This is a genomic window from Streptomyces sp. NPDC001351, from assembly GCF_042896045.1.
GTDB lineage: Bacteria > Actinomycetota > Actinomycetes > Streptomycetales > Streptomycetaceae > Streptomyces.
This window is the reverse complement of the sequence record NZ_JBIAWS010000008.1, coordinates 82,841-95,034: the sequence shown is the minus strand read 5'-3', so window position 1 is coordinate 95,034 and position 12,194 is coordinate 82,841. Positions and strand designations below refer to the sequence as shown.

Annotated in this window: 12 protein-coding genes; 9 read left to right on the top strand and 3 right to left on the bottom strand. The window is 66.5% G+C overall.

What is annotated here, in order from left to right:
- Positions 1 to 32 precede the first annotated feature (32 nt).
- On the bottom strand, positions 33 to 599 hold the full coding sequence (locus ACFY1U_RS28470) for a flavoprotein (protein WP_390697396.1): 567 nt from the start codon (positions 597 to 599) through the stop codon (positions 33 to 35).
- 588 nt (positions 600 to 1,187) lie between these two features.
- Between ACFY1U_RS28470 and ACFY1U_RS28465 the strand changes: the two genes are divergently transcribed.
- The 9 genes from ACFY1U_RS28465 to ACFY1U_RS28425 are packed head-to-tail and all read left to right on the top strand — an operon-like array spanning position 1,188 to position 9,579.
- On the top strand, positions 1,188 to 2,342 hold the full coding sequence (locus ACFY1U_RS28465) for a hypothetical protein (protein ID WP_390696957.1): 1,155 nt from the start codon (positions 1,188 to 1,190) through the stop codon (positions 2,340 to 2,342).
- A complete protein-coding gene (locus ACFY1U_RS28460; protein ID WP_390697395.1) occupies positions 2,342 to 4,387 on the top strand; it encodes a hypothetical protein in 2,046 nt (681 codons plus the stop codon). Before ACFY1U_RS28465 ends, ACFY1U_RS28460 begins: the two co-directional genes overlap by 1 nt.
- Positions 4,384 to 5,454, top strand: coding sequence for an enolase C-terminal domain-like protein (locus tag ACFY1U_RS28455; protein WP_390696956.1), 1,071 nt, complete (start codon positions 4,384 to 4,386; stop codon positions 5,452 to 5,454). The genes ACFY1U_RS28460 and ACFY1U_RS28455 overlap by 4 nt, the downstream gene beginning before the upstream one ends.
- Positions 5,436 to 5,882, top strand: coding sequence for a hypothetical protein (locus tag ACFY1U_RS28450; RefSeq protein WP_390696955.1), 447 nt, complete (start codon positions 5,436 to 5,438; stop codon positions 5,880 to 5,882). The genes ACFY1U_RS28455 and ACFY1U_RS28450 overlap by 19 nt, the downstream gene beginning before the upstream one ends.
- Complete coding sequence (locus ACFY1U_RS28445) at positions 5,879 to 6,544, top strand: HAD family hydrolase (protein WP_390696954.1); 666 nt, start codon at positions 5,879 to 5,881, stop codon at positions 6,542 to 6,544. Before ACFY1U_RS28450 ends, ACFY1U_RS28445 begins: the two co-directional genes overlap by 4 nt.
- Positions 6,541 to 7,338 (top strand): class I SAM-dependent methyltransferase, encoded by a 798-nt coding sequence (locus ACFY1U_RS28440; protein WP_390696953.1) that lies wholly within the window; start codon positions 6,541 to 6,543, stop codon positions 7,336 to 7,338. The genes ACFY1U_RS28445 and ACFY1U_RS28440 overlap by 4 nt, the downstream gene beginning before the upstream one ends.
- Complete coding sequence (locus tag ACFY1U_RS28435; RefSeq protein WP_390696952.1) at positions 7,335 to 8,174, top strand: creatininase family protein; 840 nt, start codon at positions 7,335 to 7,337, stop codon at positions 8,172 to 8,174. Before ACFY1U_RS28440 ends, ACFY1U_RS28435 begins: the two co-directional genes overlap by 4 nt.
- On the top strand, positions 8,158 to 8,925 hold the full coding sequence (locus tag ACFY1U_RS28430; protein WP_390696951.1) for a phytanoyl-CoA dioxygenase family protein: 768 nt from the start codon (positions 8,158 to 8,160) through the stop codon (positions 8,923 to 8,925). The genes ACFY1U_RS28435 and ACFY1U_RS28430 overlap by 17 nt, the downstream gene beginning before the upstream one ends.
- A 3-nt stretch (positions 8,926 to 8,928) precedes the next feature.
- Positions 8,929 to 9,579 carry an L-threonylcarbamoyladenylate synthase gene (locus ACFY1U_RS28425; RefSeq protein ID WP_390696950.1) on the top strand — a complete coding sequence of 217 codons (651 nt, stop codon included), beginning with the start codon at positions 8,929 to 8,931 and terminating at the stop codon, positions 9,577 to 9,579.
- 185 nt (positions 9,580 to 9,764) lie between these two features.
- Here ACFY1U_RS28425 and ACFY1U_RS28420 read toward each other — a convergent pair whose 3' ends face one another.
- Together ACFY1U_RS28420 and ACFY1U_RS28415 are read right to left on the bottom strand one after the other, a co-directional pair.
- On the bottom strand, positions 9,765 to 10,604 hold the full coding sequence (locus ACFY1U_RS28420) for a phosphotransferase (RefSeq protein WP_390697394.1): 840 nt from the start codon (positions 10,602 to 10,604) through the stop codon (positions 9,765 to 9,767).
- 32 nt (positions 10,605 to 10,636) lie between these two features.
- Positions 10,637 to 12,112 (bottom strand): helix-turn-helix domain-containing protein, encoded by a 1,476-nt coding sequence (locus tag ACFY1U_RS28415; protein ID WP_390696949.1) that lies wholly within the window; start codon positions 12,110 to 12,112, stop codon positions 10,637 to 10,639.
- Between the last annotated feature and the right edge of the window lie 82 nt (positions 12,113 to 12,194).

Below are 12,194 nucleotides of genomic sequence, written 5' to 3'. Positions count from 1 at the left end.
TCGCCTCAGGGGGAGAAACGCCCGACGGCAGGCTACGGTCGAGCTGTGGCCATTGCCCTGCTGGCCTCGCCTAGTACGACTTCCCACGGGTATCGGCGCCCTGGCATCCCGGCCCGCGGCTCTGCGAGCGGCCATACTTTATTTCCGTAGATCAACCGCACCCCTGAATCGTGAAGGGCTTTCATGTGCCCTTTCCATGCGGGGTGGCGAGCGTGCGCAGCGTTGACCCGGGGCCAGACCACTACCGGGAGGTCTAGTGTTCCGATGGCTTCGTTGACCTGTGTCAACGCCTGGTTGTCTGAGATCCCCAGGGCGAGCTTGGCGACGGTGTTGGCACTTGCCGGGGCCACGACGTAGCAGTCCACAGGCGGATGCGGCCGGGAGTCACCCGGCAGGCGTGAGTCGGACCGTACGGGAAGGCCAGTCAGCTCCTCGAGCTCCGTTGTCTCCCCGTTCGCGCGGAGCCACTGACCTGCAGTAGGTGTGAGTGTGACCGCAACGGTCCAGCCCAGTTCCAGCGCCGGGACCACGAGCCCTGTACGCAGTTCCTCAATGCCGCCGGCGCTCGATCCGACGACGCCCAGCACCTTGCCCTGCATCGAACTCACCGCATCGCCTTGCATCGTTGAGCCATGGCCAGCCGCTCGGACGAGTGGCCGCCGCTGGTGACCGAGGGCTGCTTCCTCAGGTCGCGACGAGTCTCTCGTACACATGGATTGTTCTGCACGAGCTGGGGAGAGGCACGGTCGGCCGTCCGCAGTTCGCAGAAGGACCCGTCGACGCGACCCCTGAGGCAGAGGCCCGACGAGAGCACGCTCATGAGACTGGCTGGAACGTCAGCATCACGTCGGTGATATCACCGGTGAAATGTGCGGGCTGCCGCCGAAGTCACAAGGCTTAGCACCCACCCGGTCCGCGGTTGGGATGGCATGGACTCCGTCACCAGCAGCTTGAGGTGCGGGCTCCATGCCGCTCGCATAGATCAACATCTTGTGAGTAGGCCGACGCTATCTCCGAGTTTTGCGATGAGAAGGAGCCCGGCAAGTGCCACTGTCGCCCTCAACCTTGCTCCCTCAACCTGCTGGCAGGAACGAAGCGCACGAAGGCAGAAGCAGTTATGGCTGGTTCATCGTGCGTGGTTCGGCATCCTGCCGTACGCCGGCGCTCGCTTGCATGGCGTCGGCCGAATGTCCCTTCGCGCCCCGCCGATGCGCCAACCCTTCAGATCTCGTGGACGGAGCAAGCGCGTGACAGCGTTACTCGGCGGACAAGCAGGCGCGACCTCCACTCTCGCGGATGTGGAGCGGCTGGCGGAGCAGTACCTGGTTCCGGTCGAAGATGTCCTGCTCATCGCCATCAACCTGCACGGAATCAACGGAGAGGCCCCTCGTCACCGCGCACGCCTCCAGGTACGGCTGGACACCGCGCGGTCGGTGCCCTGGCAACTCATCGTCCCGCTGAACGCCGAGGAGTCGCCGTTCCGACTGCTTGAGGATGGGCAGCTGCTGCTGGCGGAGTCCCCGATCGCCACGGTGGAGAGGGTTGATGCTGACGAGGCAGTTGGCGGCTACTTCCGCGACAATGGGACCGCACTGACACTCAACCCGAACGCTCGCAGCCGCTGCGTCGGTTGTGCCTTCTGCCCCAACACCCTGGAGGCGGCGGCGGATCCACGGTTGTCCGAGGAACGGGATCTGCGTGAACTTCTTGCCGCGCTGCGAGAGCAGCACCCGAGGCGAGACCTGAGAGAGGTCCGCGAAGTGACCGTCTCCACCGGATGCTTCGAGCGGGAACCAGCTGCCGTCAACCACCTGCGCGCCTTGCGCTCGGTGCTCGCCGAGTACGGCGTCGAGGCCCGCCTCGGCTTCCTCACCTCGGTGCTTCGCTCACAGCAGGCCTTCGAGGAACTCGCGGATGTCGGGCCCTTCGTCCTCCGGCTCACCGCAGAGTGCTTCACTCGACGCGACCTGTTGCTGAAGGCCAGCAAGGCGGTTCTGGCGACCAACTGGATGCCAGAGGTGCTGAGGCGGGCTGTCGCCGCCGGCCATGGCACATCGTTCACGTACATCGTGGGACTGGACGACATCGAGGCCCTGCGCGAAGGCGTCCAATCCTTGGCCCCCTACGTGACCGAGTTCCCCAACTTCCAGGTCTATCAGGCCCACAACCGGATCATGGTCGGCCTGCGCGCCTCCGGCGCCCATGAGCTGGAGTACTACCTGCACGCCCGCACGGAGATCGAGAAGATCATGAAACCGACCGGGCTGCGCCCGGCGGCGTGGGAGTGCTACCGCCCGCTGTGGTACTTCACCTTTGCCGACGAGCCCCTGGTCGGCGCGTGATGGAGAACAATGCCGCTCTCCCCGACGCCTTGTGGAGGGCTATCTGTTACGCCTCAGTGTGCCAACTCCACCTGCGGGACAACGTCCTGCTGCAACAGCCACTGTCAGCAGACCACGTGAAGGAGCGCCCTTCCGGTCATTGGGGAACCGTGCCGGGCGCCGCCTGGGCTCTGTCCCATCTCGCTGTTGTCGCTGGGGAGTTGGAGCGGGATGTGGACCTCCTGCCACTGCTCGGAGCCGGTCATGCCGGAGTCGCCCAGCTCTCCGCAGCCTGGGTGACAGGCGTACTCGGCAAGCTGCGCCCCGGCTTCAGTCCCGACGCCAGCGGGCTGAAGCGGCTGTCCCGGTCGTTCCCGGATGTTGAGGGACTGGGGGCTGAGGTCACCCCTGCGCTTCCAGCCGGTGCTTACCTCGGGGGACGCCTCGGCGGCTGCCTGCCGTTCGCCCAAGGGGCCGCGTTGGACGCTCCCGGAAGGGTTGTCGTGCCTGTGATCGGCGACGGTGAGTGCGAGACTCCGACGACTTCTGCCTCCTGGCTCGCACACAGCGCACTCGGCAAAGCTGCCGTACTCCCGGTGGTGCACGTGAACGGCTTCCGTATGGCCGGGCCTTCCCTGATCGGCGGGCTGGACGACGGTGAACTCCGTATGTACTTCGCCGGCCTGGGGTGGGAAGCCAGTGTCGTGCACGTCAGGACCGGAGCACTTGACGATCATGCCGACTTTCATGCCGCGCTGTGGGATGCAATCGAGTCGACTCTCGAAGACAAGCCCACGGTGATCGTCCTGCGGTGCCTCAAGGGATGGACTGGCCCTGCCGCTCTCAATGGGCAGGCCCTGCTGGGCACACCCGCCCTGCATAAGACGCCCCTGACGAACCCGCGGACCGATCCCGATCACCTGTCGCTGCTCGCCGACTGGCTCGCCTCCTACCGGCCCTCCCAGCTCTTCGATGCGGATGGGCGCAGCCGAGGTCCTCTCGCGGAAGCCGTATCCAGGGCACGTTGGTGCTCCCTTCCGTCCGCACGGCCGGGAGTTCCTTCCGTCCTGCGGGAAGGCAGCACAGTCTCGTTCGCGAGCGCGGTCAGCCGGACCGTCCGGCAGCACGCCGCACAACGGGACTTCCTACTGGTCAGCCCCGACGAGCTGGCTTCCAACCGTCTTGCCGGTCTCGCCGGTGAGCCATGGGCGTATGAGCTGCTAGCGGAGGAGGTACTGCTGGAGTGGCTCGCCGGATGGACCGCCAGCGGGCGACGTGGACTGCTCGTGTCGTACGAGAGCTTCGCTCCCTTGCTCACCAGCGGCCTGGTGGGACACATTAAGCAGCGACGCCTCGACGGCGCACGCGGCCTGCCCAGCCTCAACGTCCTTCTGACCTCGTATGGCTGGCATAACGTCCACACGCACGGCGATCCGTCCCTCGCTACGGCACTGCTGGCGCTGGGCGCTCCGGGTGTGCGTGTGCTGACGCCGGCAGACCCGGCGCGGACAGCGATGGCCCTGGACGAGGCGCTCAACTCGGAGGACCGCGTCAACCTGGTGATCGTCGGCAAGCACAGTCGCACGCTCCACCCGGAGGATTACCTCGCTGAGGAGCAGAGCCGTGGTCTCGCAGTGTGGTCGCACCTCAGTGACGATGACGACTTTGACCTGACGATCGTGACAGCAGGTGACATCCCCGCTGCCGTGGCAACCGAAGCCGTCGATCAAATTCGCGATCGTCACGGGTGCCGTATTCGCGTCGTCAACCTGTTGGATCTCACCGTCCTCGGCGTTCCGGGCGCGTGGCCAAGGGGATTGAACGGTCGCGAGATCGAGCACTACCTCGGCGCACACGCTCCCGTTCTCGTCCTCACACTCGGCCACCCGGCAGCTGTGTGGGGCCTGTTGGGGGGAAGACTCCGCCGCCCCGTCGACGTCATCGGCTGGCAGGAGCCGACCGGTCCGATGCCACAGCGCGATCTTGCCCGCGCAATGGGCATGGACGTGCAGGGAGTCGCGCGCGCTGCCGACCGCCTCCTGGCCTCCCGCGAGGTGGTCCGATGACCTCGTGGACCATCCAGGATCTCCACGTGATCCAAGCGGAGCATCCCACGGCAGCAGGAGACGACACCTTCTTCGTTGCGGTCCGCGCTGCGCACGAGGTCGGCTGGTACGGCCCGGTCGGGGAACGCGTAGGACGCTACGTGAACGCCGTACTTGCCCCCGAGATGAAGAACTGGCTGGTCACCGACCACTCTCGCGTGCTGGACGAACTGCGGGCTGCGGCGCGCAGGCATCCGTCCGACGTTGCTTCATGGGCCGTCGGCACCGTTGACTGCGCCGTCTGGGACCTCCACGGCCGACTCGCTGGGCGCACCGTGGCTGAGCTTCTTTCCACCGCGGCCCCCCTCCCACTCATCCCGACGTATGCCTCCTGGCTGACCCAGGACCTCAGTACCATCAACAGCCCTAACGTGCTCGCGGGCGTGATGGCCGGCGGCTGGAGTTTCACGAAGTGGGGACTGCGCCGCGACCCGGCTGACTCGCCAGGCGAATCCGCGTCCCGCATGGCTGAGGCCCTTGAGCTCTGCACCGAGGCTCTCGGCGTGCCGATCGCCGTCGACGCGGTCGGCACCTGGACACCGACAGTAGCCCTGGCATTCGCGCAGGCCGTCGATCCCACCTGCCTGCGATGGCTGGAGGATCCGTTCCCGCGCCACGATGAGGACACCTACGAACTCCTTGCAGCGGCCCCGCTACCTCTGGCGGTTGGTGAACGCGCACACTGCGACGAGGACCCCTCCGAACTGATCCGGTACATCCGGCCAAGTGCCCTGACTCTCGATGCTGTTGGATGCGGCGGTCTGACCAGAGCGGCACAGATCATCCCGGTCGCCCAAGCTCAGGGCGTCCCCGTATACCCGCACGGCCGCTCGCTCCTGCCCGGACTCCACCTGGCCGCGGCCTACCCCGATGCTGTCCCGGCCGTCGAGTACCGGCTCCGCTGGGAGCCCGGACGTCAACGCCTCTACGAGATGCCGCTCCGCCCCGAGCACGGCCATATCCACCTGCCGGACAATCCTGGTCTCGGCACCATGCCAAGGAGCGCAGCATGCCCAGTGCCCCACTGATCGTTCCCGTCGAAGGTACGGTAGCCCACAGCCCGGAAGGCCCTTTGCTCCGTTTATCGCGGCGACTCGACGGCCACGACACCTTTCTCACCGGAAGCCTCGACATCGAGGACTCATCAGTCCCCGTGCGCATCCTCACCCTGGACGACGTCACCGTTTTGCGCCCCGCGAACAGCTTTCCGGCACCGGCCGATGGCGAGCACTGGCGCGGCCGGCTCCACTTGCCACACGGACTGCGCCCCCGCAGCATCCCACCGGACCTCAATGCAGCAGCCCATCAGGGAGGGCGATCACTCGACGCTCTCGACGAAGCGGAGTTGCGCTACGTCCTCACGTTCCTCTCAGAGGCCACGACCGCGGACATCCGTCACGCCCGTATCGAAGCTGTCGTCTGCGCGCTGCCGGCCACCACGGGGAGGACCCGGTGACGCCACGTCCCGAACTGTTGGTCTCGGTGGACGTCGGGGGCACCCTGGGCATGGCCGACGGCCCCGGCCTGACAATGCGGCTGGTAGAGGCGTCGCCGCTTCCTCCCGCCCGAACCCGCGAGATCCTTCGCTCCAGCCTCCACACCCGCCCGGCCCTAACCGATTCCCTGGTGCACGAGGTCTGCGAGGCAATCAAGGTGCCAAGCGCGACATTCCCACGCGACGTGCCACCGGCTCCTTTTATTCTCTACCCCGGTACCACTGAGGCCCTGCGTCGGATCAGCGCCGTGGCGACGATTGTCACCCTCTCCAACGTGACGTGCGTAGACGCCGACACCGATGGAATGCGCACCCTCCTCTCTCCGTGGGTGAGCGACTTCTTCCCGTCCTGCCGCATCGGCCACACCAAGCCCGACCCTCGCGCCTTCCACACCGTCACCGACCACTTCGGCACCGTCCCCAGTGGCTTGATCCACATCGGTGACGACTGGACGTGCGACATCGTGGGAGCCGTCGAAGCAGGGGCCACGGCCATCTGGATCTCGCGCGGAAGGCAGATCCCTGACGAGTCCCTACTCGTTGACCACGGTGTGCTCACCGCCCACGACTTGGCGGCAGCCGCCACCCACATCCAGCACCTTGCAGCACGGAGCGCCACATGAGTCTGTTCACCGGAACCGCCAGCTACTACCGCCAATTCCGCCCCGGCATCCCCGAAGACGTCGCCGCGGCCCTGGACCAGGCCACACCGAACCGGTCGGGCGGCCCACGGCGTCTACTGGACGTCGGCACCGGCACCGGGCTGGTGGCCGAGGCGCTGCTCGGGCGGTTCGGCGACATCATCGCCATCGACAACGACGCCGACATGCTCGCCGCGGCCGAGTCGGCGCTGCGCCCGAAGCTCCCAGAGGGAGCGCGCCTGGCGCTCGTCGAAAGCACCGCAGAGGACTTCGTGCCCCCCACCGAATGGAAGGCCGACCTGGTCACGATCTGCCGTGCGTTCCATTGGCTCGACCAGGCAGCAGTGCTGGCCCGCCTGGATGACCAAGTCGCTCCCGATGGCGTGGTCGCCATCTTCGGCGACAGCAGCTTCTGGACCGCTACGAGCCCCTGGAAGGACGCCGTCCGGGACGTCATCAAGACGTTCCTCGGCGAGGAGCGCCGGGCTGGCTCCGGCACCTTCCAGCACCACAACCGCCCCTACAGCGAAATCATGGAGGAGTCGCCCTTCGACCAGGTCGAAGAGGCCCGGATCCCCGTCTACCGCACCTGGACCAGGGAGAGCATCCTCGGCTACCTGTACTCCACCTCCTTCGCTGCCCCTCACCTCTTCGGCGACCAATTGCAGGCATTCGAAACCGCGGTCAAGGAACGGCTCGCCGACTTCAGCGGAGACGACACCTTCCCGGAGGAGAACGAGTTCCTGATCCGCTTCGGCCGGCGGAGCAGGAGGTGACAACCGACCATGCCAGACGGGAGTTCGCCGCACTCACCGCACCGCGCGCGGAAGCCGAGCTCAGCGAGCGATCCCTCCTCTGCCTGCCGCTTGGATCGCTCGAACAGCACGGCCCTCACCTGCCGTTGGACACCGACACCGTCATCGCTGAGCGATTCGCCCACCGTCTGGCCGCGTACGTAGCGGACCGGCACGACCTCTGGGTCGGGCCGGCCGTCCCCTACGGCCTCTCGCCCGAACACGCGCGCACCCCGGGAACCGTCACCCTCGACCTCCACCTGTACGCCACGCTGCTCGGCGCACTCGTGCAGGAGTACGTCCGCACCACACCTGTCCGGTGCGTGATCCTCGTCAACGGCCACGGCGGCAACCGTGGCGTGCTTGAGGCGCTCGTCCACCAGCTCCGCCACACCCACGACATCACCGCCATCGTTCTCCATCCCGCCACAATCGCCGCCGGCCGCATCCCGATCGACAGGGAACTCCCCGAGGTGCATGCCGGGATCCTGGAGACCGCCCTCATGCTCGCCCTCGTCCCCGACCGGGTCCGACTGGACCTCCTGCCGAGCGAGGCACTACCTGACCCTGGAAAGCGCCAGGCCATCGGCCGCCACGTACTCGACCGCGGTATCACCTGGCCCTGGACCTCAGACGACCCCGCTCTGGCCACGCACGGCGTCATCGGCGGAGACCCACGCAACGCCTCCCCAGAACTCGGCCAGAAGCTCCTCGCCTCTGCCCTCTACGCAAGCGCGCACGCCCTGGACCGCCTCGACACAGCGGCCTCCCCTGGGACGCCGGAGACCTTACGGAGACACCATGCCTCTCACAGCTGAGGAGAGAGAGACGTTCAAACGGGACGGCGCGGTCATACGCCGCGGGCTGGTCTCCACCGAACTGGCCCGCCGCGCCACCTTGCTGATCGAAACCTGGTACCGCGACCACCTGAAAGCCGACGAAGTTCCCGCGTACAACCAGCGGACGTTCGCCCCCGAGTTGGGCAGCCACCCCGACATCCTTGCTCTGTACGGAGAGACGGACGCTGTCAAACTCGCTGGCGACCTGCTGGGTGACACCTCTCCTGTGACCACTGCCCAGATCCAGATCCGCGTGCCGGAGACGGAGTTCCCCGGCGTACAGCCGGAGAAGGCCATGCACGTGGACGGGGTCTCCTGCCCGCACCTGGATCCACAGGAACTGCGTACCTTCTCACTTCTCGTCGGCGTCGTGCTCTCCGACGTCACCAGTGCACAGGACGGCGCGCTGCACTACCAGCCGGGTGGCCACCACACCATGGCGGACTGGTTCGGCACCGCGTGGTCGCTCGGCATGACGGAACAGGTGCCACCGGAGGTCGACCGCGAGCAGGGTGTGCCGTTGCTCGGCGCACCTGGTGACGTCCTGCTCATGCACCACCTCGTCCCGCATTCCGTAGGACGCAACTTCACGCCCTTCCCCAGGGTGATGGCCTACTTCCGCATCTCCCATCCAGACCATCCGCGCCGCCGCCTCGAGGCCCTCCGCGATCCGTGGCTCGATTACCCGTCAATGACCTTTATCCCCCAGCCTGTAGTCGACAAGGAGTAGCTCATGCGTGTCATCGGCCCCGAAAACCTTGATGCTGCCGCTCAGGCGATTGAGGGTGGCGGACTCGTCATCGTCCCGACCCGGCGTTGGTACATGATTTGCGCGGATGCCAGTAACGCTCAGGCATGCGACAGCATTATCACGGGCAAGCGCCGCCCGAGCGGCAAGCCACTCGCGTACGTCGCGCCCTCCGCCTCCCCCTGGGAAGACGTCTTCACTTTCAGTCCGGAGGCCAGGCGACTCGCGGCGGCCTTCTGGCCTGGTGATCTCGCACTGCTGCTGCCGTGGAAGAGCTCGGAAGATGCCACCCGGTACGCGGCAGTCGGATCACCCGCTCTCGTCACGGTCGCCCCCGGCTTCCTCGGAGACCTCGCGTCGGCGGTGAAGGGCCCTCTCGCGGCCACCACAGCCAACATCTCCGGAGACGCCGGCCCGAACGACCCCGGTCCGGCTATCACCGTTGACCAGGTCCACACCTTCCTGGCCGCCTCCGGCCTAGAGCCCGACGTCATCGTCGACGGCGGAGTGTGCCCAGCGGCGAACCACATGACCATCGTCGACTGCTACACGCCGCAGCCGAGGCTGGTGCGCACGGGGCTCATCCACCAACGTTCCATCTCGGCGGCGCTAGGCACCGAGATTCGGACCACCTGACGACCTTTGACGCTCGCGGAAACAGCCAGTGCGTCACGAGGGGGCGGTGTCGACCATCACGGTTTGATCATCGACGCTCGCACCGGGTTGCTGCTGCCCTTGTGGACCGCAGCGACATGGCGGCACAGTCGTCAAGAGCGAGGTCGAGCCCTCGGCGGGGTGCACGGTCAGGCCCGACGGGGGTGTCAAGCCGCTTTCCATCGTGCCCGGTCGTCGCGGCTTCTCAGCGTCCCGATGCGATACGACAACTGCTTTGCGGCAGCGGCATCTCCGCGATCGGCGCGTCGGATGAAGGAGCCAAGGGTGTGTAGGTCTCGGATCTCACAGAGAACGCGCAGTCCGGGCCACTCTCGGAGGTCGTATCCGTACGCAGAGCCAAATTCGTCCAGTTCTTCTGTGGTACGGCCGAATCGAACCCCTTGGTAGGTGTTGGCCAGATCGATCTCGCGAGGTCCCGTAGCTGCCTCGTCCCAGTCACCGAGCCGGACACTCTGATTCGCCCAAAGGGTGTTTCCCGGGTACGCGTCGCCATGGATGTGGCCGTGACCTAGCGGGAATTCCAAGCTGGCATACGCCTCCAGAAGCTCCTCCCGCCGAGTCGCTAGCCATACTCGCCGGCCTGAATCCAGGTAAGTGCTGGAGTCCACAGTGCTCTTTAGTGACGCGAGGGGGAGGTGCGGTGGGAGGTCGATTGGAGGCGACGGCAGGTCGTGGAGGGCCCGAAGCAGCTCTCCCAACTGGCTGACCGGGGGTGCAGCACCCTCGGGCTGTGGGTAGTGCCGCCAGAACGTCACGACGTACGGGGCGTACGTCACCGGTTGCGGCACAGCCAGAGGCTCCGTCGCCGGGAAGCCGTTCCCGACGAGCCAGCGGGTCAAAGACACAGCAGTCTCAAGCCGCTCCTGCTGGGAAGCGGGGCTGACTCGTACGATCGCGTCTTCGTCAGGGACGAGGAACACGGAAGTGGCGTGCTGATGAAGTTGGGTGAGGGACCGGTCTGCGAGCCCTGCGGCTCGGCAGGCCATCCGGGCGGCGGACTCGGGGGAGACCGTCATCGTCATCGGGCGAGGGCCTTCGTTCGGGTGTCGATCGACTGGTATCCGCGGGATGCATCCGCGAGGTCACGAGCGACCGAATTATGTGCGAACCGCGGTTCCTCCAACAGCCTAGTGACCGTGTGCATGGCGTCACCGAGTTGCCGGATCCGCCGGTCCGCGGGGAGTTCCAAGATGGGGTGGAGTTGTTCGCTGGCGCCTTCGACCTCGCCTGCCGCAAGGCGCGCTTTGACGATGTCCAGCCGGGCCAGGGCTTCGTCGCCGTATGACCGGTGCTCCCTAGGACCGTTCTCATACAGTTCGATGGCCGTGGCGGCATGCTGTTCGGCCCGCTGGTGTTCACCGAGCAGGGCGAAGGTGCCACCGATGTAGTACTCCTGCTTCGCCTGGGGAAAGGTGAGGAGGCCTCCGAACCGGGTCAGCGCATCAGGAGCCGCGCTCTGCTCTCGGGCACGCTGGAGTTCCTCGAGCGCGCTCACGGCCGTGGCGCGGTCACCGATGCGGGCCGCCGCTCTGGCCTCGATCGCTGCGATCCGGATACGCGTCTCCCCGCCGGGCGCCATGCGGATCGCCTGACGTGTGTAGTCGAGCGCCGTCTCCCCCCGAGTGGACCATTCGGCGATCAGAGCGGCTGTGCCTTTGACCCAGGCACGTAGGTCGTTGTGATCGGCCTGCTCGGCGAACGCCCAGGCTGTTTGGAGCTGTGCGAGTGCGGCGTCTTCGTCGCCGAGGTTCTGTGACGCGTGGGCGAGCAGGAGGCAGCTGGTGCCGGCGAGAAGGAGTAGCTCGCGGGTCTGTCTCAGTGGCTGGCGGCCGTTGAGCAGGGTGAAGAGGTGATCCCGCGTTGTGACGAGCTCAGTGAAGATCCGGTGCAGCGGGGCGTGGACGTAGTCACGGGCGATCCGGGTGAGGACGGACTCAAGTCCTTCAAGCTCGACGTCGCTCACGTTGGTCCTGGTGATCTCGCCCGTAAAACGCAGCGACTGCACCGCTGCCAGCGCCGCCAGATCGTCAAGGCCCCGCGGAGCCTGCGCCGCGGGCGCAGTATCGGTACGAAGGAGCCCTGCGTGCGCCTCAGGGAGGGGAGCAGGGCGTACGGTGAGTTCACGGAAGGGCGGGGCCAGCAGGGAATCCGGGGTACCGATCCCCTGCAGGAACCGTGCGGCCTTGTCGAGATTCGTTAAGCGTCGACTGCCCGCTTCGAGCATCGACAGGAAACTCTGGCTGAGCCCGGTCATGAAGGCCATGTCGTCCTGTCGCAGTCCCGCCCTTTCACGGATCAGACGGCTTGCTAGACCGAAGTCCCAGTTCGCCAGGGCCGACTGGATCTCCGCGTCATGCCAGACACCCTCCGGGATACGGGGGCCACGTTGGGCATCCAAGCGCCTGTCGCGGGAACACGTCGCACACCGGTCCTCCAGGTTGTACTGGCTCAGCCGGCATCCGCAGTCGGCACATGTGCGCGCGTTCTTGCTCATCGCACCCCCGTTCCTCATCTGCGCGGGCCAGCGTACGTGCGGAGTGCTGCCGGGCCGTATCACGCAGGTGATACGCGCTGGT

Coding starts and splice junctions, on each gene's coding strand:
- ACFY1U_RS28470 (WP_390697396.1), bottom strand. CDS start 599: ATGCAGGGCAAGGTGCTGGGCGTCGTCGGATCGAGCGCCGGCGGCATT.
- ACFY1U_RS28465 (WP_390696957.1), top strand. CDS start 1,188: ATGTCCCTTCGCGCCCCGCCGATGCGCCAACCCTTCAGATCTCGTGGA.
- ACFY1U_RS28460 (WP_390697395.1), top strand. CDS start 2,342: ATGGAGAACAATGCCGCTCTCCCCGACGCCTTGTGGAGGGCTATCTGT.
- ACFY1U_RS28455 (WP_390696956.1), top strand. CDS start 4,384: ATGACCTCGTGGACCATCCAGGATCTCCACGTGATCCAAGCGGAGCAT.
- ACFY1U_RS28450 (WP_390696955.1), top strand. CDS start 5,436: ATGCCCAGTGCCCCACTGATCGTTCCCGTCGAAGGTACGGTAGCCCAC.
- ACFY1U_RS28440 (WP_390696953.1), top strand. CDS start 6,541: ATGAGTCTGTTCACCGGAACCGCCAGCTACTACCGCCAATTCCGCCCC.
- ACFY1U_RS28430 (WP_390696951.1), top strand. CDS start 8,158: ATGCCTCTCACAGCTGAGGAGAGAGAGACGTTCAAACGGGACGGCGCG.
- ACFY1U_RS28425 (WP_390696950.1), top strand. CDS start 8,929: ATGCGTGTCATCGGCCCCGAAAACCTTGATGCTGCCGCTCAGGCGATT.
- ACFY1U_RS28420 (WP_390697394.1), bottom strand. CDS start 10,604: ATGGCCTGCCGAGCCGCAGGGCTCGCAGACCGGTCCCTCACCCAACTT.
- ACFY1U_RS28415 (WP_390696949.1), bottom strand. CDS start 12,112: ATGAGCAAGAACGCGCGCACATGTGCCGACTGCGGATGCCGGCTGAGC.